A 20,057-nucleotide genomic window follows, 5' to 3' on the forward strand; every position below is an offset into this window, starting at 1 on the left:
CTTCTAGGCCTCGATACGGCGAAACGTCATTCCGCGTCTTCCAGGGCCGGCTCGGGCTGGTGAAGGCGGAGGCGTTTCACATGCGTTTCGTCGCCGTCGGTTATCTCGATCCGCCAGCCGCTGGAATGTTCGAGCACGCGGCCGACTTCCGGAACCTGTTCGGCCAGTACGAAGGCGAGCCCGCCCAAAGTATCGACCGATTCTTCCACTTCGGCGAGCCGCTTGTCGACCGTGTCAGCAACATCGTCCAGTTCGGCCCGAGCGTCGCAATCCCACATGCCATCGCCAATGGGTACGATCCATTCCTCCGGCGCGTCGTCGTGTTCGTCCTCGATCTCGCCGACGATCTCCTCGACCAAATCCTCGATCGTAATGATCCCGTCCGTGCCCGAAAACTCGTCGAGCACGATCGCAAGGTGCATACGCTGCTGCCGCATGTCGGCAAGCACATCGAGGGCATTGCGCGTTTGCGGCACGTAGAGCGGCTGACGCATCAGCACGGTCCAGTCCGCCGGCGGATCCTTGCGCTCCGCCAGATATGGGAACACGTCCTTGATGTGGATCATGCCCACGACATCGTCGAGCTGGTCGCGGAAGACCGGCATGCGGGAATGGCCGTGTTCGGAGAAGGTCGCGACCAGTTCGTCCCACGTCGCATCGGCGTCCATCGCGATGATCTCGCCGCGCGGCACCGCAACATCGTCGGCATCGTGCTCGCTGAAATGGAGCAGGTTGCGCAGCATCTGGCGCTCGACGCCCGACAGATCGCCCTTGCCGCGATCGGCCTCGTCGTCCTCGCCGTTTTCGCCTTCGTGCTCGTCGATCGCGGTTTCGAGCTGCGAGCGCAGCGATCGGTCCGAACTGTCGCTATCGAACAATTTGCGGAGTGCGGGCCACAGCCCGCCGCTACTCTCCGCTTCTCCTGCGGGTGATGTCGAATCGGGCATGGCCCTGCAACGCGCTCCTATAGTTCGCGATCCCGATATGGGTCCGCGATACCCATTTTGGCAAGCGCCGCGATTTCGAGCGCCTCCATCGCTTCGGCATCCTCGTCGCTGTCGACGTGGTCGTGCCCGGCGAGATGGAGGAACCCATGTAGGAGGAGGTGGGTCGCATGATGTTCGAGGCTGACCCCCTTCTCCGCCGCTTCCCGCGCGCAGGTTTCGTAAGCGAGTGCGATATCGCCAAGCATTTCCGGCGGACCTTCGGGCGCCAGAACGATCAAGTCTTCGCGTGTCAGCATGGGAAAGGAAAGTACGTTGGTCGGCTTGTCCTTGCCGCGCCATTCGCGGTTGAGGGCCTGGACTTGCGCGTCGGTGGTGAAAAGGATCGAAACGATCAGCCGGTGATGGGCGAGCGCTGGTTCAACCTGCCCTGCCGCAGCGCTCGCGCGCGCGGCGATATCCGTCCAGTCGGCATCGGGCCAACCTGACACATCCGTTTCAAGTTCCATGTCTTGAACCGATAGCCCTGAGCTTGACGAAGGGCTGCCCTTCGGTTCGAGCATCACACGAGAAAGAAAGAAGGGTTTCGAACAGTTCAGCTCGAGCTGAGAGCCAAGTCAGGATCAACTCCCTTCCCCCTCGTAAGCCTCCACGATCCGACCCACTATCGGGTGGCGCACGACGTCGGCGGCGGTGAAGCGGATGGTGCCGAAACCGTCGACACCTTCGAGCTTGTCAACCGCATCGGCGAGCCCGCTCATGCGGTCCCCGCCGGGAATATCGACCTGCCGCGGGTCGCCGCAAATGACCATGCGGCTGTTCTGGCCGAAGCGGGTGAGGAACATCTTCATCTGTTCGCGCGTGGTGTTCTGCGCTTCGTCCAGAATGACGAAGGCGTCGGCCAGCGTCCGCCCACGCATAAAGGCGATGGGCGCTATCTCGATCTCGCCTGATGCCAGCCGCCGCTCCACCTGTTCGGGCGGCATGCAGTCGTAGAGCGCATCGTAAAGCGGACGCAGATAGGGATCGACCTTGTCCTTCATATCCCCGGGCAGGAAGCCGAGCTTCTCCCCCGCCTCCACCGCCGGCCGTGAAAGGATCAGGCGCTGCACGCTACCCGTGATGAGCTGCGCGACGGCCTGCGCCACGGCGAGATAGGTCTTGCCCGTACCCGCCGGGCCAAGCGCGAAGATGATGTCGTCGCGCACCAGGCTGCGCATATAGGTCGCCTGAGTGGCGCTGCGCGGCACGATGGTCTTGCGGCGGGTGCGGATCATGATCGGCGGCCCCTTGGGGTCGACATCGGCGATCCCGTCGAAGGTCGGTTCGTCCGACATGGCGATCAGCGCCTCGATCGCGCCCTGATCGAGATCCTGCCCTATCGCCAGCCGATCGTACATGCGCCTGAGCACGTCGCGCGCCCGCGCCACGCTGTCTTCCGGTCCTTCGATGTGAAGCTGGTTGCCGCGGGCCGAAATGAACACACCGAGCCGGTTTTCCACCTGCACCAGATTAGCGTCGAATTGGCCGAACAGCGCACCGAGCAAGCTCTGATTGTCGAAGCCAACGTCCACCTGCGCGCGGCGGACCTCGCGCTGCGGACTGGGTGACGGGCTGAAGGCGGTTCTATCCTTCGGTGCGGGTTTACGGGCCATGCGCTCCTTTCGTACGATGCCTACGAAAGTAGGCGCTCGGCGAAACTTCGCAAGAGAGCGTGCCGCGAGGGCGGTGGAAAGTAACCGGCTTGTCATCAAGCCAAGCTGCTTGCAGAACCCGCGTCGACTCGAAGTCCGGGGAGACCTTCATGATCCGTCCGCTTTTCGTTGCCGCCTCGCTAACCGCTCTGACAGCTTGCGTATCGGTCGAGGAACCCCAAACGCCTGTCGAAGGCGCCGCCATAGAGGGTCCGGCAGGTGCTTCTGCTTCCATGCGGGAAGACGCCATTCGCCATTTTCTGACGCAGGAATATCCCGACACCTTGCCCATGCGCTATGCGCTTGCATGGAGCGATCTAAACGACGACGGCGAGGAGGAAGCGATTGTCCAACTCGTTGGCTCTTATTTCTGCGGCACGGGTGGATGCAACACCGTGGTTCTGACGTCTGCGGGTCCGTCGTGGCGCAAGGTGGGCGATATCAGTGTTTCACGAACGCCAGTTACCGTGATGGACACCAGTACAAAGGGCTGGAAAGACATCACTGTCGCGATAGCGGGCGGCGGCGGGGCGGCAGGTAATGCCCTGCTCAAGTTCGATGGCGAGGCTTATCCGACGAACCCTACGGTCCAGCCGGCGGAAATCGTCGGAATGACCGGCACCGTCCTGATTTCCGAGGATCTGGATCTCGTCGACCTTGCGAAAAAAGAAGCCTCAGGCGGCTGACCGCGCCGGTTCGAGCATCCGTCCTGCGAGCGAATTGGGCCCCGCTTCGATCAGCTCTGCCTGCACGAGATCGCCAATGGCCGCCTCGCCTTCGAACCAAGCGCTTTGCAGCCACGGCGTCTTGCCAAGCCATTGGCCGGGATGCTTCCCCTTGCGCTCGACTAGGACCTCGCAGGTCTTGCCCACGCTCGCCTCGTTGAAAGCAAATTGGTCGCGGTTGAGGGCAGCTTGCAAGCGCTGGAGGCGCTCGTCCATCACTTCTTTGGCGACTTGCCCTTCCATCGTAGCTGCGGGCGTTCCGGGTCGCGGCGAATATTTGAAGCTAAATGCCTGCGCGTATTTGACCTCGTCCACCAGGGCGAGCGTTTCCTCGAATTCGGCGTCGGTTTCGCCGGGGAAACCGACGATGAAATCGCCCGACAGCGCAAGGTCGGGCCGTGCGGCGCGGAAGCGGTCTAGCAATCTAAGGTAGCTTTCGGCCGTGTGGCTGCGATTCATGGCCCTGAGTACCCGGTCGCTGCCCGCCTGCACCGGAAGGTGTAGGAAAGGCATGAGCTTGTCGATTTCGCCATGCGCGGCGATCAGATCGTCGTCCATATCCGCCGGGTGGCTCGTCGTGTAACGGATGCGCGCGAGGCCATCGACCCTAGCGAGGTCGCGGATCAATCCCGCCAGCCCGATCATGTGACCTTTCTCGTCCTCGCCCGACCATGCCGATACGTTCTGGCCAAGCAACGTGATTTCCTTCGCGCCCGCGTGGACCAGCTTCTTCGCTTCGGTGACGAGGTCAACATAGGGGCGGCTGATTTCCGCACCGCGCGTGTAAGGCACCACACAATAGGTGCAAAACTTGTCGCAGCCTTCCTGTACAGTAAGAAAGCTCGCCGGATTGGTCCGCTTGCGCTCGGGTAGTGCGGCGAACTTGGCGATGGCGGGCATGTCGGTATCGGTCGCCCGCTCGCCCTTCACGGCCCGGTCGAGCATTTCGGGCAGCCGGTGATAAGCCTGCGGCCCGACCACCATACTGACAGCAGGCGAGCGCTTCATAATTTCTTCGCCCTCTGCCTGCGCGACACAGCCAGCGACTGCGATCATCGGCGCCTTCGCCTGCGTTTTGCCCTTGGTCAGACGCCCGATGTCGGAATAGACTTTCTCCGCCGCTTTCTCGCGGATATGGCAGGTGTTCAGCACGACGAGATCGGCATCTTCGCCATCGGGCGCGGGCACGATTCCCCGCTCGCTCAGCATCTCGGCCATGCGCTCGCCGTCATAGACATTCATCTGACAGCCGAAGCTCTTGACCCGATAGGTCTTGGGGGCATTGGTCGGTTTCATGAAGGCCGCGCCTTTACGGGAAATGCCCGGCCCCCGCAACCGATCGTGCTTCAGTCGATGCGGTAGTCGATCGGCTTGAAGCTGCCGCCGTTCGAGGCATAGGCAGAACAGGCCGTCAGCCCGATCACGCAATCCATCAGGGCCTTCAGCACGATGCGGTCGCCTGCCTTGCTCGGCGGCGTTTCGACCGACAGCTTCCCGCTCGACCCGTCGACCGGAACGTTCATGAAGACGTTGAAGGCACACGGGATGTCGTCTTCCGCGATACCGAAAGGTTCGAGCGCCTCCGCCAGATTGCCGAAACATCCGCGATGCACCGGCTTGTCGGGATAGAAATGCTCGAACGTCGCCACGCTGCACGGGGTCAGCAGGAAATCGTGTGTGCCGACCGTGTCCCGCACGATCTCCAGCATCCGGTTGGACCGGTTAGACCATAGCGTGTTGCCGACCGTCAGCTTGATCGTTTCTTCATAATCGAAGGTTCGCCCGTTCGAAACAACCTCGCGAACGTCCTCAAGGCTGTAGGCCAACAGATCGGAAACCTGCGCGCCCTCCGGGTCGATTACGGTCAGCGTCTGGCCTTCGCGCAATTCGAATGCGACACCGCTCCGCGGCTCGATCCGTCGCGTATCGCTCATGCGCGGGAGTCCCTGAACGGGCATTCCCAGCTCTCGTCGACAGCCCGGCCACTATACTGACGCGCCTCACTATTTTCGCCATGACGGGCGAGCATCGGATTGAGGCTGCCGGCAAGGTCGAAATCACGCGACAGGATTGCCTCACGCATCCGTTCGTAGCGGCCCTCTGCCCGGAGCCATTCGAACTGGTTATGGAGATTGAAGACGAGGATGGGCTGCGCGAACCGTCTTGCCGGGCGGGATGCATTCGGATGGAGCCCGACTACGAAGAACGCCTGTCCGCCGAAGCTTAACGAAAAGTCGGGCTTGGACGGATCTGCGCCGACCGTCTCGTCATAAGGCAACCCTCGCCATGCATCCTTGTCGGACAGCGATTGCAGTCGCTCCCACATCGCCCTCTCGAACTGCTCTTCCGAAAGGTCGAGAGGGCCGTCGAACAGGACTGCAAGGCTTCGAAAGGCGCTCGGCGGGTCGTTCCGATCGGCCCATTCGAGCAAGGCATCGTGAATTTCGAGGTCGTTCCAGCCGCTAAGCAGGTCGCGTGCGTGCCGCACTACCAAGCGATCGTTGGCGAGTGCGGACTTCGCGCCGACACAGGGAAAGGTCGGTTCGCGAATGCGGTCTTCGAAGGCTTCTCGGGATTGGACGGGATTGGGCGCGAGGTCGGATTCTGTCATGCCGAGCCAACACTCACAAACGCCGCCCACCGCCCGAACTAACGTTTCTAAGAAATAAAATGAGCCGGCTCTTCGATCCGGTAGGGTGTAGATCAGGCGACCTTTACGAGCTTCGCAGGCCCTGTCGAGACAGGTTCCAGGGCCCGCAGCAAGCGCTCGATGGCAACCGGCTTCACTAACCATTGCGCATGCGCACGCGCCAGATCGCGATTGCCCTTAGCGAGACAAGCCGCGATGTGCTGAAGACTTTGCTCGTGAGGCGTTGGAGAATGCTCGCCCACTTCGGCAACTTGCAACGGAGCGCGAGAGAAATACCGCAAGATGCTTTGCGTCCGATCGAGCGACCACCGCGCGACGCTCGCGGCCGAACCCCGGACACAATCCAGTTGCACTTCGGCGGCGCAGCCATGCCAGGCTCGGCGGAATTCCTCGATCATCAATAAACCTCCGTCTTTCCGCTAATGAGAATGAGACGCAAGAACGTTTATGTCAAGGGAGGCCGGAAAGAAAAAAGGGCCGCCGATCACCGCCAGCCCTTTCTAAATTTCATGTCGGTAAAAAGGTTCAAGCGACCTTGCGCTCTTCACCTTCGGCGACGAACTCGCCGCACCAATCGTCGCTGGCGACATTTGGCCAATGGGCCTGCTTGTCGCCTTCTGCCGGCGAGGGAGCATAGCGGCGACATTCGCTCTGACTGTCGTTGAAAAACTTACATTTTGCGCACTGCATTTGCGGTCTCCGATTATCGATGATTTGATTTGGTAACGGACCAATACAACGTTCGGTTCCGAAAATCCAATAAAACAGCCAGTTATTAGTGATAATCATTAGCATCTTCTAACGTCGAGGGTCATCTATAAAATAATTCTATCAATCATGCGTTTGTCCCAGTTTGCGAATAGTTATCATTACGGCGGCCGCCGATATGCAGTTCTGATTGCGAACCATTATTAGTCGCAAAAAAAGGCGCGTGATTTCTCACGCGCCTTCATATTGATTTGGTTGGCCTGTTTACGCGACAGTCGCTTTTACGATTTTGCCCGGGTTCTGCGGCGGCTCACCTTTGGGGAGCGCATCGACATGTTCCATGCCGCTTTCGACCTGGCCCCAGACGGTGTATTGACCGTCGAGAAATTCGGCGTCGTCGAAGCAGATAAAGAACTGACTGTTTGCGCTGTCAGGCACTTGGGTGCGGGCCATCGAGCAGGTACCGCGGGTGTGCGGTTCGCTGTTGAATTCGGCCTTGAGGTCAGGCTTGTCGCTGCCGGACATACCGGTGCCGGTCGGGTCTCCGCCCTGCGCCATGAAACCGGGGATCACGCGGTGGAACACCACACCGTCGTAGAAGCCCTCGTTCGCGAGCGTCGTGATGCGCTCGACATGGTTGGGGGCGAGGTCGGGGCGCAGCTTGATCACCACATCCTTGTTTGTCCCGTCGCCGGTATCGAGCGTGAAAGTCAGCGTGTCGGCCATGAATTCGGTCTCCTGATAGGTTCGCCCGCCTACATAGGGACTGTCGCCCGCCTGTCACCCTCTGCTTGCTTTTCGCCCCCCTCTCCCTAGAGCGGCGCCATGGCGGACGACGAACGCCCCTTCGATGACGACGAGGTAATGCTGGCCCCTGACGACGGGGATGCGCCGGAGGATGGCGGCCGTCCGGACGACCGGATCGACGACGAGCGGATGGACGAGGAGAATACCCTCAAGCCCGACTTCGTCCGCTCGGTCCGCGATGCGCTGGAGGATGGCGAAAAAGGCGCGGTGTACGACCTTGTCGAACCCCTGCACTTCGCCGATGTCGCCGACCTGCTCGAGCTTCTCGAGCGGGACGAGCGGCACCGCCTCGCCGAAGCCATCACCGACCTGATGACGTCGGACGTGGTCGCCGAACTCAACGACTACGTTCGCGACGAGATGATGGAGGCCCTGCCCGCCGATGCGGTGGCGCAGATCGCCGAGCAGCTCGAGACCGACGATGCGGTCCAGCTGATCGAGGACCTTAACGAAGCGGACCAGCGCGCCATCCTCGCCGAACTCGATCCCGAAGACCGGATCGCGATCCAGACCGCTCTGTCCTATCCGGAGGAGACTGCCGGGCGGCTGATGAGCCGCGAGTTCGTGGCAGTGCCGGAACACATTACGGTCGGCGACCTCATCGATTTCCTGCGCGACGGGCGCGACCTGCCCGACGAATTCCTCGAAGTGTTCGTGGTCGACCAGCGGCACCATCCGGTCGGCACCTGCCAGCTTTCATGGATCTTGCGCACACCGCGTACCATTCCTCTGGGCGATGTGATGAAGCGCGACCAGACGCTCATCCCCGCGACGCTCGACCAGGAAGAGGTCGCGCTGATGTTCCAGAAATACGGACTGATCAGCGCCGCCGTGATCGACGAGGATGGGCGACTTGTCGGACAGATGACGGTCGACGACATCGTGCACATCATCGCCGAGGAAGCGGGCGAGGACGCCCTGCTGATGTCCGGCGCTGGCGAAGGCGATATCAACGAACCGATCCGCGAGGCCTATTCCAGCCGGGTGCGCTGGCTGATCGCCAATCTCGGCACCGCTTTGGTGGCAAGCTTCATCATCGCGCTGTTCGGCGCGGCGATCGAGCAGTTGGTGGCGCTTGCGGTTCTCATGCCCATCGTCGCCAGTATCGGGGGCAATGCGGGCACGCAGACAATGGCGGTGACGGTTCGCGCCATCGCGATGAACCAGCTTACACGCTCGAACACGCAGCGTATCCTGTGGCGCGAATTCCGCGTCGCGATGCTCAATGGCGTGACCATCGCGGTGCTGATCGGCATGGGCACGGCCGCGATCTTCACGCCCCGGCTCGGCGCGGTGATTGCGGCGGCCATGGTGATCAACGTCGCGGTGGCCGGGCTGGCCGGCGTGCTGGTGCCGGTGGCGTTCGACCGGCTGCGGCAGGACCCTGCGGTCGCAAGCAGCGTGTTCGTCACGATGATAACGGACTCGATGGGCTTCTTCGCTTTCCTCGGCTTGGCTGTGGCCAGCGGGGTCGTCGGTTAGGCGAACCAGCACCTCGTTTCTTGTCCGGGCCGTTTGCAACCCTATCTCGAACCCGATGCCTCTCAACCTTACCAAGATTGCATACGGCGCAAAAAGCTATGCCGATATCGAAAGCTGGTTCGCCAACCGGCCGCGCATGTCAGTCAATACCCGCTATCGGCCGACCCGGTGGGAAGAATGCATCGGCGGTTCGCTGTTCTGGATACACGAACACAACCTCGTCGCCCGTTCCAAGATCACCGGGTTCGAGGAGCAGGACAATGGCCGCTGGTTCATCAATCTCGAACCGCGCCTGATCCCGGTCCTGCCCCGCCCCAAGCGTGCGCATCAAGGTTGGCGCTACCTCAAGGGCGAACCGCCACGCGATCTGGCCGAGGGCGAGGATATCGGCGACGTCATGCCGGGCAGGCTCGCGGGCAAGCTGGAAAAACTCGGACTGATCTAGCGGCCTTTCGCGGAACTCTCCGCCCGTCCGACCCGTTGGTTCGGCAAAGGAGAATTCGAATGCCAGAACGCCAGTCCCGCCATCCCGACAATGAATTGATCGACGAAATGACCGAGGGCAAGACCCCTTCGCAAGGCAGTTCGGCAGGTGGTGAAGTCAACCGCCAGGTCGGCAAGCGCGGCGAATTGCATCGCGCGACCGATCCCGAAAATCGCGAGCCGGAAGTGGGTTCGGACAATCCGTCGGAAGACGCGCAGAAGGGACCGAAGACGCGCGCCGCCATCCAGAGCGAACGCGACAGCTAGGCCCCAAGCCGATCTACAAGATTACGCCCCGCGGTCATGCGACTGCGGGGCGTTTTTCATTCAAGCGTTCTCCGCAACCTTCGCTGCGACACGGCGCAAGGCGTCGACATATGCTTCCGACGGCTGGGCGCCGGGGATCAGGAATTTGCCTTCGACGAATACCGCCGGAACGCCAGTCACGTTCATCTCCCACGCCGCGCGTTCTTCCGCGCGAACCTTCTCAGCCAATTCCTCGCTATCGAGCGCCGCCGCCGCTTCGGTGCGATCGAAACCCGTTTCCTCTGCAATCGCCAGCAGGACATCGCGCCGGCCGATCTCTCGGCGCGCATTGAAATGCGCTTCGAACAATGCAAGCTTCAAGTCCGTCTGCCGTCGTGCGCCATGCATATCACGGGCCCATAGCAGCAGCTTGTGCGCATCGAACGTGTTCCACATCATCGCGGGCGGCGCGGGCTCTTCGCCCTCGTAATCGAGCGAGACGCCCGCCCGCTCCGCCGCCTCGCGCATGCGGTTCTGAACGTCGCGCGATTGATCGAGCGTGCGCCCGTATTTGCGCGCAATATGCGCGGTCCGCTCCTCACCGTCGGACGGCATATCGGGATTGAGCTCGAAAGCGTGCCACGCGATCTCGGCCGCGATTTCACCTTCAAGGCTGTCCAAAGCCTGGCGCAGGTTGCCCCAGCCGACGAGGCACCACGGGCACATTACATCGGACCAGATGTCGATCTTCAGAGTCTGAGGCTGGGTCATCGTTCGATCCACCAGTTGAGGAGATAGGATGCGATCGCCTGCTTCGGCGGTGCAATAAACGGCCCCGAACCACTTAACGATGCCGCGACTTCGTCTCGCGAGAACCAGCGGATTTCGTCGAGCTCGGTCTCGTCGCGCGTGATATCATCCGTTTCGGCGAAGGCGTGGCATCCGATCATGAGCTGGCTTGGAAATGGCCATGGCTGGCTCGCAACATAGCGTACGTTTTTGGGCCGAATGACGATGCCGCTTTCTTCCAGAACTTCTCGCGCGACGCCTTCTTCGAGGCTCTCGCCCGGTTCGACGAAACCCGCGAGCGCTGAAAAGCGGCCCTCGCCCCAGCCCTTGCCGCGGCCGAGCAGCATCCTGCCGTCATGTTCGACCAGCATGATGGTGACGGGATCGGTGCGGGGGAAATGGTCCGCCCCGCAATTCTCGCAGGTCCGTTGCCAGCCGCCCTTCGCGATGCGGGTGGTGCCGCCGCATTGCGCGCAGAACCGGTGGCGCGCATGCCAATCGACGATGCTGCGTGCGCCGCCGTACAACGCGAGTTCGGCAGTGGGCAGCGTCGCCATCAAGTCCCATAACGCCGGATTGGCCAGCCGCGGCGCGGAGTCTCCGCGGGGCGGGACGGCGGCGAAACACGCCTTGCCTTCGTCCAGCCCGAGAAAAACCAGTTCGGCATCCGGATCGGCATCGGCGAGAGTCGTCCACGCCAACCGCCCCTCATCGGTCAGCGATGGCGTCAGACCGTCGAGCGCGAGCAACCGCGCCTTCCAGTTCATCAGCCCGGCCAGCGCGTCCTTGTCGCCGCGAATGTTGTCTGCCCGGTCGAGCGGCGATCCTGTGAAAGACAGCACGCCGTTCAGGCTGCCGCCGCGGTCTGCATGGTGGCCAGATCGGCCCTCAACGCTTCGGGGAAGGCATCGTGGATGGGATAGGCTTCGGACGGCATGTACTGTGTCATCATCGTCGCGCGCACGCCCGCCGGGAAGTGAACGAGGCCGACCGTGCCCGCAGCCCCGCCCCAGCCATAGGCGCCTTCCGCCACGCGGCCTCCTGCGCCGAATTGCTGGCCCTGTATCCAGGTGCCGGCCACCGTCGCGGTTTCGGGCAAGAGGTTCGAAGTGCCGAGCCGCACCGCCGTTTCGCTCATCACCCGCGTGCCGTCGATCGCACCATAACCCAGCAGCATTTGCAGGAACCGGTCGTAATCGCGCGCGGAGGATACGAGACCCGCACCGCCGAAGGGGAAGGACGGCTTGTCGAGATAGATGGACGCCCGCGCCGGGTCCATCGGGATCGGCGTTCCGTTGAGGATGCCGTAATTGGTCGTGAAGCGGCCGACTTCGCTTTGCGGCACGCGGAAATAAGTACTGCTCATGCCGACCGGATCGAAGATGCGCGCTTTCAAAAACTCGTCGAAGCGCATCCCGCTGACGACCTCGATCACTCGGCCCATCAGGTCGAGCCCGACCGAATAGCTCCACTTCGTGCCCGGCTGCAGCACGAGCGGTGCTTTCGCCAGTTCGTCCGCGAAGTTGTCGAGACCCTCGATCGCCTTGCCCCGACCCATGCCGGGCAGCGGCAGGCGGCTGACCTGACCGGGAACGAGGCCTTCCTGCGCGTAATAGCGGCTGATCGGCCCGGACTGCACGATATTGTAACCGAGGCCCGCCGTGTGGGTCAAAAGCATCCGCATGGTGATCGGGCGTTCGGCCGGAACGAGGTCCTGAAGCGACCCGTCATAGGTCTTCTGAACGCGCATGTTTCTGTAGGCGGGCAGCACTTCGTACAAAGGCTGGTCGAGGCCCATCTTGCCCTCGTCTATCAGCATCATCGCGGCCATTCCGGTGATCGGCTTGGTCATCGAATAGATGCGGTAGAGACTGTCGCCATCGGCTTTCGTTTCGCTTCCGAAGGCCAGGTTGCCCTGCGCGATGATCTGGGGTGCCTGCTGCCCCATGCCGAGCGCGGCGACCATGTTGGCAAGCTTGCCGGTGCCGACATACTTGTCTTCCAGCGCGCGGATATTGGTCCACTCCGGTATGGCAATCTGTGCAAATACGCGGCGACCGAACGGCGCGCTCGCGGCCATCGCACCCGCACCGAGAAACGCGCCGCCGCGCAGCAGCGAGCGGCGTGACAGGGCGGCAGGTTCGAATTCGCGATAAGCCATGGGTTGTCCTCGAAATTGGAAAAGCGGATGGAAGATGCGCATGACCGCATTAACAGCCAATTGCACGGTGCGATACCGCACATTCAGTCCGGCTCGGCAAGCGCCAATCGCGCCGCTTTTGCGAACAGCGTCGGGAGCCCGGCTTCGGCCAATCGATCGACCGGCCACCATTCGCCGTCACCTTCGGGCATTTCCGTTCCCTCGTATCGCTTGACGTCCAGCTGTAGCGCGAAATGCGTGAAGCCGTGCTGTACGCCTCCGATCGAACGCCACACCCCGGAAAGCGGCTCATCTCCCGATCCGTCGGCTCGGGCAGACCATCCGTCCGACGGAAGGGCGCGCATTCCCGCGAAAACCCCTTTGGTCGGGCGAGTGACGAGCCAAGCGGAACTGTCCCTCTTTATCCAGTAGGCGACTCCGCGGCGAACGGGCTTGTCCTTCTTCGCTGACTTGACCGGAAACCGCTCCGGCTCGTCGCTCGCGCGTGCTTCGCACGAGTCCCGCAATGGACACAGCAGGCATTTCGGATTGCGCGTGGTGCAGATGCCCGATCCCAGATCCATCATCGCCTGGGCGAAATCGCCGGCCCGCGCTTGCGGCGTGATCGTTTCGGTCCGTTCGCGAATGGTCTTGCGCGATTTCGGCAGCGGCTCTTCGATGGCGAACAGGCGCGATACGACCCGCTCGACATTGGCATCCACCACCACGGCGCGGCGGCCAAAGGCGATGGCGGCGATCGCGGCCGCCGTATAGGCGCCCAGCCCCGGCAGTTCTCGCAATGCCGCTTCGGTATCGGGAAACGCGCCTCGCTCCGCTACCAGCGCTGCGGTCTTCACCAGATTGCGCGCCCGCGAATAGTAACCGAGACCTGCCCATGCCGCCATGACATCTTCCTCGGGCGCGGCGGCCAGAGCGTCGACCGTCGGCCAGCGTGCGGTGAACGCCTCGAAATACGGCTTCACCGCCGCGACCGTCGTCTGTTGGAGCATGATTTCCGACAGCCATACGCGGTAGGGGTCGGTCGCCGGCTCGCCCGGGGCCGCGCGCCAAGGCAATGTGCGGTGGTGCGTATCGTACCACGCCAGAAGACTGTCGGAAACGGATGGGGCCATGCTGGAACTCTTTCGCTGCCTATGGCATGGGCGAGGCGGACATGGGAAGCGACAAGACCATCGGAAAAGCCGGCCGACCGCGCGGCAAGACGGCGAAGCCGTACGAACGGCCGCGCGGCGGCCAGGCGAAGGCGATTTCCGACCTGATGCCGCAGATCGGCCGCCCCGCTTTTCGCCGCTTCGGTTTCGTACAGTCCTCGATCGTCAGCCGCTGGCCCGAGATCGTGGGCGATGCCCATGCCAAGGTGTGTTCGCCTGAGATGATCCGCTTCCCGCCCGGCGAGAAATCGGACGGCATTCTCGAACTCGTCGTCCTTCCCGCCCATGCCCCGCTGATCCAGCAGGTTCTGGCGGAAATCATGGAGCGGGTGAACACGTTCTTCGGCTATCGCGCGGTTGCCCGTATCAAGCTGCGGCAAGGCGCGGTTAAGCCGCCGGCGAGCAAGACAACGGCCAAATCGCCGCCCTCGCTGAAACCGATTCCGATGGAATTGGGCGACAGTTTACGCGATATCGGCGATCCGGAACTGCGCGCGGTGCTCGAATCTCTGGCGCGCGGCTTGGATACGAAGGGGACTGTTACGTGATGGCGAAGCGCTCTTTTTGGCTGTCGGGTGCGGCGGCACTTGCCTGTGCTTTGGCGATCGGGGCTTCGGCGCAAGACCTGCCGACCGGTAATGCCGGGCCGACCAAGGGCAACTGGAACGCGACCATCGTGGAGAATGCCGGCGGCCACCGCATGGGCAATCCCAAAGCCGCGGCAAAGCTCGTCGAATTCATGAGCTACACCTGTTCGCACTGTGCAACCTTTGCGCGCACCGGCGACGGCGCGCTCAAGATGCTGTACGTGCCAAGCGGCAAGATCAGCTACGAAATCCGCCATCTGGTGCGCGATCCGGTGGACCTTACGGCGACCCTCGCCACCCAGTGTGGCGAGCCCTCGAAGTTCTTCAGGAACCACGAAGCCATCATGGCACGCCAGACCGAATGGATGGCCAAGGCCCAGAACGCGACGCAGGCACAGCAGGCGCGGTGGAAGTTCGGCAGCTTCGGCTCGCGCGCGCAGGCCATTGCCAGCGATCTCGATTTTTACGACATCATGGAAGGCCGTGGCTATACCCGCGCGCAACTCGATAAGTGCCTGACCGACGAGGCAAAGGCCCGCCGGATCGCGGAACAGAGCGGCCAGGATACCGAGACTTTCAAGCTCGTCGGCACACCCAGCTTCGTGCTCAACGGTGAGACGCTGGAAGGCGTGCACAACTGGCCGACACTCCAACCGCTGCTCGACAGCTATTACTAAGCAAAATTCGCCGGGCGAGGTGTGGATTGCTCCGCCCCCGTCCCGGCCGACCCGTTTACGACCTACGCATTCTGAGGATTATTGATGCGCCTGACGACCCTGACCGTTCTTGCCCCTCTCGCCCTCGCTCTCGCAGCGTGCGGCAACAGCGATGCAGCCGATACCGCCGAGGCCGGCGTTCTCGAAGGTGAGCCGATCGCCGCCATCGCAGCGCCCGACGGTACAAGCTGGGTCGATACGGCAACCAAGACTGCAGAAGGCGGCTTCGTCCTCGGCAACCCCGACGCACCGCTCAAACTCGTCGAATATGCCAGCCATACCTGCGGCCATTGTGCGCAATTCTCGCAGAATGCGGCGATCCCGTTGCAGGAAAACTATATTTCGCAGGGCATCGTGAGCTACGAAATCCGCCCCTTGCTGCGCGATCCGCTCGATGTAACCATCGATGTTCTAGCCCAGTGCGGAGCGCCGGAAAGCTATCATGCTCTTTCGGATCAGGCGTGGGGTTCGCTCGAAGAGTTCGGGCAGGCGTTGCAATCCAATCCGGCAGGATACGAAGCGGCCATGAACGCCCCGCCGGAGCAGCGCTTCGTCGTACTTTCGCAGGCAGCCGGCTTGACCGACTTCTTTGCCGCGCGCGGCCTCTCCGCCGATCAGGCACGGCAATGTCTCTCTGAGTCCACCAAGATTCAGCAGATTGCCGATCAGTCGCAGCAATCGGCGACCGACATGGAAGTCACCGGCACGCCGACCTTCTTCTTGAACGGTCAGCGTCTCGAACAGAACACCTGGGCCGGTATCGAACCGATCCTGCAGCGCGCGGGCGCTCGTTGATGAACGGCTGAGACGACGGTTCGGCGAATGCTCATACGGCAGCTCAGGTTGAGCGGTTTCAAGAGCTTCGTCGAACCTTCCGTCTTGCGCATCGAACCGGGCCTGACCGGCGTGGTCGGGCCGAACGGGTGCGGCAAATCCAACCTCCTCGAAGCGATCCGGTGGGTGATGGGCGAGAATTCGCCCAAGTCCATGCGCTCGGGCGGGATGGAGGACGTAATTTTTGCGGGCACCGCCGGCCGGCCGCCGCGCGATTTCGCCGAAGTCGTCCTTTCCGGGCAGGATGCGGACGGCGACGATCTCGAAGTCATTCGCCGGATCGAGCGCGGGGCGGGTTCGGCCTACCGGGTCAATGGCAAGGACGTTCGGGCAAAAGATGTCGCGCTGACCTTCGCCGATGCGGCGACCGGCGCGCACTCCCCCGCCCTGGTCAGCCAGGGTAAGATCGCGCAGGTCATCGCGGCAAAGCCCGTCGAACGGCGCCAGATGCTGGAAGAGGCGGCGGGCATCGCCGGGCTTCACGTCCGTCGGCGCGATGCCGAAAGCAAACTGCGGCAAACGGAAGCCAATCTCGCACGCCTCGAAGACCTGATGGCCGGGCTCGACAGCCAGATTGCTTCGCTGCGGCGACAGGCCAAGCAGGCGGAACGCTATTCGAAGCTGTCAGACGAGATAAAGGGGGCGGAAGCACGCCTGATCTACGCGCGGTGGCGTGACGCGGCGGCGGCGGCGAACGAAGCCAAGCGTGCAGCGAAAGACGCGGACAAACGCGTTACGGAGGCGCAGGATGAGGTCGCCGTACTCCAAAAAACGCAGCGTGATGCTGCACAAACACTTGCCGATGCGCGGGAGGAACTCGCCGACCGGCGCGACGATGCGAGCGCCCATGGCCACCGTATGGCGGCGCTTGCAACTCAGCTCGAAACGGCGGAACAGCGCCTCGCCGATCTCGACCGTCAGCGCGCTCGGCTGGAGGAGGATCGCGGCGATGCCGATCGCCTGACACGCGACGCCGCCGAAGCCCTGGCGAAGCTCGAAACCTCACTTTCCGATAGCGAGAGAGCACTCGCCGAGGACGAGGAGCGCCGCCCCGCCCTCGTCGCACAATCCGACGAAGCGGAGCGCGCTAGCCGGGCCGCCGAACTCGCACTGGCCAAGGCGACCGCCGACAATGCCGGGGTTGAGGCCGAATGGCGGGTTGTCGAGGCCGAACTGTCACAAATTCGGTCGCGGCTGGAGCGAACGGAAGCGGACGTAGTGCGATTGGCCGGTCAGCGGTCGGCGTTGGAAAAGAACGATACCGGAGCCGCCGTCGCCGAAGCTCAGGCTGCGGTTCGTAGCGCGCAGAGCAATGTGGCAGAACTACGCGAAGCGCTCGAAGCGGCACGAGCTTCGAAGTCCGCCTTGCAAGCCGCGCGCGACGAAACGTCCAGTGCGCTGTCCACCGCTCGCGCCGATCTCGCGGGGATCGAGCGGGAATACGTCGCATTGAAACGCGATCGCGACGCGCGAGCCAAAGCGAGAGAGAAGCGCGCAGGACGGCCGCAGGCCATCGATCGAATGGTCCCCCAAAAGGGCTATGAACGCGCGGTAGCAGCGGCGCTCGGGCGTGACGGCAAGGCGGTCCTCGGCGCGGCAGAGGGCGCGGAGGGCCGGTATTGGACCGGTGCCGTAGCCCTCTCGCCCCCTGCCGACAGCCTGCTTTATCATCTGCAAGAATGTCCGGACGAGGTACGTGCAACGCTCGCGCTCACCGCCGTCACGCAAGAGGACGACGGTCGCAACCTGCCGCCCGGCCATACTCTCGTGACCATGGATGGCGTGCTTCGACGGTGGGATGGACTGGTGGTTCGCGGCGAGGGCGCGGCGGACGCGGCTCGGCTCGAGGCGGAAAACCGCTTCGCCGATCTTGCGAAACAGATGCCCGACCTCGAACGCACAGTCGCAGATGCGAAGGCGGCGGAAGACAGGGCGGCGGCAGAACTGGCCACGCTGCAAACGGATCTGGACAGACAGGATCGCGAGCTCGCCGCTGCGCTCGACGCGGAACGGCAGGCCTTACGCGCGCTCGATCGAGCGGAGGCGGCGCGGGACCGCAATACCGCACGCCTCGCCGAACTGGACCGGCTGCAAAAGGACGCGACCGAACAGCGCGACGCCGCAGCAGCGGAACACAGCGCGGCTCGGACGAAATTGGATGCCCTTCCTGATCCGAAAGCGGGACGCGAGGCGCTCGACATTGCCCGTGAACGCAACGAAGCTGCGAGAGCGACACTGCAAGCGCGCTTGGCGGAACTGGCAGCGCACGATCAGGGACTTGCCGTCGCGCGCGAACGGGTGGCGGCGCAGCGTTCCGACATGGCGAGCTGGCAGGCACGTTCGGGCGAGGCGGCAAAGCGGCTATCGGGCATGGAGCGGCGGTTCGAGGATATCGCCGAAGAGCGCGCCGTAATTGCAGCCAAACCCGAAGGCCTGATCCGCGAGATCGAACAAGGCGACGCCGTGCGCGAACGTTTAAGACGCGATCTGGCGGCGGCGGAAGAGGTTCTGAAAACGGCGGAAGAGGCAACACGACAGGCCGATGCCGACCTGTCCGAAGCAACCGAAGCCCTTGCTGCCGCCCGGGAGGCACGCGCCGGTCTCGTCGCCAAGGCTGAGAACGAGGATGCCCGCCGGATCGAGATGGGCCGGATTTCCGGCGAGCGATTTCAGGCCCCACCCCCGCTCCTTCCTTCCCGGTTCGATTTTACGGAGAACGACGTCGGGTCCGCCGAGAGCGAGAGTGACACGCTGGAGCGGCTCACCGTCAGCCGCGAACGAATCGGTCCGGTCAATCTCGTCGCCGCCGACGAATTGGCTCGGATCGAGGCCGAACTTGGCAGTAATGCCGCCGAGCAGAATGAATTGCGCGAGGCCGTCGCACGGCTGCGCGGCTCGATCGGCAGCCTTAATCGCGAGGGCCGCGAACGGCTTCGCGATGCGTTCGAACAGGTCGATGCGCATTTCCGCCGGCTGTTCACTCGCCTCTTTGAAGGGGGGCAAGCCCATCTGGCGCTGATAGACAGCGACGATCCCTTGGAAGCCGGCCTCGAAATCTTCGCGCAGCCGCCCGGCAAACGCCTGCAATCGCTTACCCTCCTATCGGGCGGAGAACAGGCGCTGACGGCAATCGCACTGATCTTCGGGCTGTTCCTTACGAACCCCGCGCCGATCTGCGTGCTCGACGAGGTCGATGCGCCGCTCGACGATGCGAATATCGACCGCTTCTGCGACCTCCTCGAACAGATGACACGAGAGACGACGACCCGCTATCTTATCGTTACGCACAATGCCGTGACCATGAGCCGCATGCACAGGCTGTTCGGCGTTACGATGATCGAACAGGGCATCAGCCGCCTTGTCAGCGTCGATCTCGGCGGGGCGGAGGAATTGCTCGCTGCGGAGTGAGCCTATATGGCGAGTGCGCTTTCCAGACGGGTCCTGATCCCGCGCAGTGTCTGAAGAACATCGGTCGACGAGGATGGCGCTTCCGGTGCGTCGTCGGACTGCAAGGCCGCCTTCGCCCCTTTTAGCGTATATCCTTCGCGATTGACCAGCCGGTCGATCCGCTCGACCAAGGCGATGTCCTCGGGTCGGTAATACCGGCGCCCGCCATTTCGTGTTAGCGGGCGCAACTGCGGGAACTGCTGTTCCCAGTATCGTAGTACGTGAGCCTTGATACCTGTTGCCGAGGCGACTTCGCCGATGGTGCGAAGCGCACCCTTGTCCTTGCCGTCGTCGAATGTCGCCATTCGACGGCCCTAGCCGTTGGCGATACGCTCTTTCAAGAGCTGGCTTGCCCGGAAGGTCATCACACGGCGGGGCGTGATCGGCACCTCGACGCCGGTCTTCGGATTGCGGCCGACGCGTTCCTTCTTGTCACGCAGGACGAAGCTGCCGAAGCCGGAAATCTTCACGTTCTCGCCGTCGGACAGCGCATCGCAGATGTGACGCAGGATCGCCTCGACCAGGTCGAGCGAGTCGGACCGACTCAAGCCCATCTTCCGATTGATCGTATCTGCCAAATCCGCACGGGTCAACGTGCCCACCGAACGCATCATGTCCATTTTAATCCTCCCT

Annotated in this window: 23 protein-coding genes; 8 read left to right on the forward strand and 15 right to left on the reverse strand. The window is 62.8% G+C overall.

What is annotated here, in order from left to right; all coding sequences use genetic code 11:
* Nucleotides 1-26: 26 nt before the first annotated feature.
* The 3 genes from E3U23_RS05055 to E3U23_RS05065 all read right to left on the reverse strand — a co-directional run bounded on the left by E3U23_RS05055 (nucleotide 27) and on the right by E3U23_RS05065 (nucleotide 2,599).
* Complete coding sequence (locus E3U23_RS05055) at nucleotides 27-947, reverse strand: hemolysin family protein (RefSeq protein WP_279350111.1); 921 nt, start codon at nucleotides 945-947, stop codon at nucleotides 27-29.
* A 17-nt stretch (nucleotides 948-964) separates the two neighbouring features.
* Nucleotides 965-1,453: an rRNA maturation RNase YbeY gene (gene ybeY, locus E3U23_RS05060; protein ID WP_279350112.1), complete on the reverse strand. Its 489-nt coding sequence runs from the start codon at nucleotides 1,451-1,453 to the stop codon at nucleotides 965-967.
* Nucleotides 1,454-1,567: 114 nt separating this feature from the next.
* On the reverse strand, nucleotides 1,568-2,599 hold the full coding sequence (locus E3U23_RS05065; RefSeq protein ID WP_279350113.1) for a PhoH family protein: 1,032 nt from the start codon (nucleotides 2,597-2,599) through the stop codon (nucleotides 1,568-1,570).
* A gap of 149 nt (nucleotides 2,600-2,748) precedes the next feature.
* Here E3U23_RS05065 and E3U23_RS05070 point away from each other — a divergent pair, with 149 nt between their 5' ends.
* Complete coding sequence (locus E3U23_RS05070) at nucleotides 2,749-3,324, forward strand: hypothetical protein (protein ID WP_279350114.1); 576 nt, start codon at nucleotides 2,749-2,751, stop codon at nucleotides 3,322-3,324.
* On the opposite strand, the gene miaB is transcribed toward E3U23_RS05070, so the two are convergent.
* The 6 genes from miaB to E3U23_RS05100 form a co-directional block, all read right to left on the reverse strand.
* Nucleotides 3,313-4,659, reverse strand: a complete 1,347-nt coding sequence (gene miaB, locus E3U23_RS05075; RefSeq protein ID WP_279350115.1) for a tRNA (N6-isopentenyl adenosine(37)-C2)-methylthiotransferase MiaB — start codon at nucleotides 4,657-4,659, stop codon at nucleotides 3,313-3,315. The genes E3U23_RS05070 and miaB overlap by 12 nt on opposite strands.
* Before the next feature lie 50 nt (nucleotides 4,660-4,709).
* A complete protein-coding gene (locus tag E3U23_RS05080) occupies nucleotides 4,710-5,297 on the reverse strand; it encodes an urea carboxylase-associated family protein (protein WP_279350116.1) in 588 nt (195 codons plus the stop codon).
* On the reverse strand, nucleotides 5,294-5,974 hold the full coding sequence (gntA, locus tag E3U23_RS05085; protein WP_279350117.1) for a guanitoxin biosynthesis heme-dependent pre-guanitoxin N-hydroxylase GntA: 681 nt from the start codon (nucleotides 5,972-5,974) through the stop codon (nucleotides 5,294-5,296). Before gntA ends, E3U23_RS05080 begins: the two co-directional genes overlap by 4 nt.
* Nucleotides 5,975-6,066: 92 nt before the next feature.
* Nucleotides 6,067-6,411: a hypothetical protein gene (locus E3U23_RS05090; RefSeq protein ID WP_279350118.1), complete on the reverse strand. Its 345-nt coding sequence runs from the start codon at nucleotides 6,409-6,411 to the stop codon at nucleotides 6,067-6,069.
* Nucleotides 6,412-6,538: 127 nt separating this feature from the next.
* Nucleotides 6,539-6,703: a hypothetical protein gene (locus tag E3U23_RS05095; RefSeq protein ID WP_279350119.1), complete on the reverse strand. Its 165-nt coding sequence runs from the start codon at nucleotides 6,701-6,703 to the stop codon at nucleotides 6,539-6,541.
* A 282-nt stretch (nucleotides 6,704-6,985) separates the two neighbouring features.
* Nucleotides 6,986-7,447, reverse strand: a complete 462-nt coding sequence (locus E3U23_RS05100; RefSeq protein WP_279350120.1) for a peptidylprolyl isomerase — start codon at nucleotides 7,445-7,447, stop codon at nucleotides 6,986-6,988.
* A 99-nt stretch (nucleotides 7,448-7,546) separates the two neighbouring features.
* Between E3U23_RS05100 and mgtE the strand changes: the two genes are divergently transcribed.
* The 3 genes from mgtE to E3U23_RS05115 are packed head-to-tail and all read left to right on the forward strand — an operon-like array spanning nucleotide 7,547 to nucleotide 9,760.
* Nucleotides 7,547-9,010, forward strand: a complete 1,464-nt coding sequence (mgtE, locus tag E3U23_RS05105) for a magnesium transporter (protein WP_279350121.1) — start codon at nucleotides 7,547-7,549, stop codon at nucleotides 9,008-9,010.
* A 55-nt stretch (nucleotides 9,011-9,065) separates the two neighbouring features.
* On the forward strand, nucleotides 9,066-9,455 hold the full coding sequence (locus E3U23_RS05110; RefSeq protein ID WP_279350122.1) for a DUF1489 family protein: 390 nt from the start codon (nucleotides 9,066-9,068) through the stop codon (nucleotides 9,453-9,455).
* A 59-nt stretch (nucleotides 9,456-9,514) separates the two neighbouring features.
* The gene (locus E3U23_RS05115) at nucleotides 9,515-9,760 is read left to right on the forward strand and encodes a hypothetical protein (protein WP_279350123.1); all 246 of its coding nucleotides are present in this window, start codon (nucleotides 9,515-9,517) and stop codon (nucleotides 9,758-9,760) included.
* A gap of 60 nt (nucleotides 9,761-9,820) precedes the next feature.
* Here the strand turns inward: E3U23_RS05115 and E3U23_RS05120 are convergent, their stop codons facing one another.
* The 4 genes from E3U23_RS05120 to mutY form a co-directional block, all read right to left on the reverse strand.
* Nucleotides 9,821-10,510, reverse strand: a complete 690-nt coding sequence (locus E3U23_RS05120) for a DsbA family oxidoreductase (RefSeq protein ID WP_279350125.1) — start codon at nucleotides 10,508-10,510, stop codon at nucleotides 9,821-9,823.
* Nucleotides 10,507-11,295: an NAD(+) diphosphatase gene (gene nudC, locus E3U23_RS05125; protein WP_279350256.1), complete on the reverse strand. Its 789-nt coding sequence runs from the start codon at nucleotides 11,293-11,295 to the stop codon at nucleotides 10,507-10,509. The genes E3U23_RS05120 and nudC overlap by 4 nt, the downstream gene beginning before the upstream one ends.
* Before the next feature lie 80 nt (nucleotides 11,296-11,375).
* Nucleotides 11,376-12,689, reverse strand: coding sequence for a serine hydrolase domain-containing protein (locus E3U23_RS05130; protein ID WP_279350126.1), 1,314 nt, complete (start codon nucleotides 12,687-12,689; stop codon nucleotides 11,376-11,378).
* Between the two features lie 83 nt (nucleotides 12,690-12,772).
* A complete protein-coding gene (gene mutY / locus E3U23_RS05135; RefSeq protein WP_279350127.1) occupies nucleotides 12,773-13,801 on the reverse strand; it encodes an A/G-specific adenine glycosylase in 1,029 nt (342 codons plus the stop codon).
* A gap of 26 nt (nucleotides 13,802-13,827) precedes the next feature.
* On the opposite strand from mutY, the gene E3U23_RS05140 reads away from it, so the two are divergent.
* The 4 genes from E3U23_RS05140 to E3U23_RS05155 all read left to right on the forward strand — a co-directional run bounded on the left by E3U23_RS05140 (nucleotide 13,828) and on the right by E3U23_RS05155 (nucleotide 19,385).
* Nucleotides 13,828-14,388 carry a DUF721 domain-containing protein gene (locus E3U23_RS05140; RefSeq protein ID WP_279350128.1) on the forward strand — a complete coding sequence of 187 codons (561 nt, stop codon included), beginning with the start codon at nucleotides 13,828-13,830 and terminating at the stop codon, nucleotides 14,386-14,388.
* Nucleotides 14,388-15,104 (forward strand): DsbA family protein, encoded by a 717-nt coding sequence (locus E3U23_RS05145; protein ID WP_279350129.1) that lies wholly within the window; start codon nucleotides 14,388-14,390, stop codon nucleotides 15,102-15,104. The genes E3U23_RS05140 and E3U23_RS05145 overlap by 1 nt, the downstream gene beginning before the upstream one ends.
* Nucleotides 15,105-15,188: 84 nt before the next feature.
* A complete protein-coding gene (locus E3U23_RS05150) occupies nucleotides 15,189-15,938 on the forward strand; it encodes a thioredoxin domain-containing protein (RefSeq protein ID WP_279350130.1) in 750 nt (249 codons plus the stop codon).
* Nucleotides 15,939-15,965: 27 nt separating this feature from the next.
* Complete coding sequence (locus E3U23_RS05155; protein ID WP_279350131.1) at nucleotides 15,966-19,385, forward strand: chromosome segregation SMC family protein; 3,420 nt, start codon at nucleotides 15,966-15,968, stop codon at nucleotides 19,383-19,385.
* A 2-nt stretch (nucleotides 19,386-19,387) separates the two neighbouring features.
* On the opposite strand, the gene E3U23_RS05160 is transcribed toward E3U23_RS05155, so the two are convergent.
* Nucleotides 19,388-19,729 (reverse strand): MerR family transcriptional regulator, encoded by a 342-nt coding sequence (locus E3U23_RS05160; protein ID WP_279350132.1) that lies wholly within the window; start codon nucleotides 19,727-19,729, stop codon nucleotides 19,388-19,390.
* A gap of 9 nt (nucleotides 19,730-19,738) precedes the next feature.
* Nucleotides 19,739-20,038: an integration host factor subunit alpha gene (locus E3U23_RS05165; protein ID WP_279350257.1), complete on the reverse strand. Its 300-nt coding sequence runs from the start codon at nucleotides 20,036-20,038 to the stop codon at nucleotides 19,739-19,741.
* Nucleotides 20,039-20,057 lie beyond the last annotated feature (19 nt).

The sequence above is a fragment of the Erythrobacter litoralis genome, from assembly GCF_029760855.1.
GTDB lineage: Bacteria > Pseudomonadota > Alphaproteobacteria > Sphingomonadales > Sphingomonadaceae > Qipengyuania > Qipengyuania litoralis_A.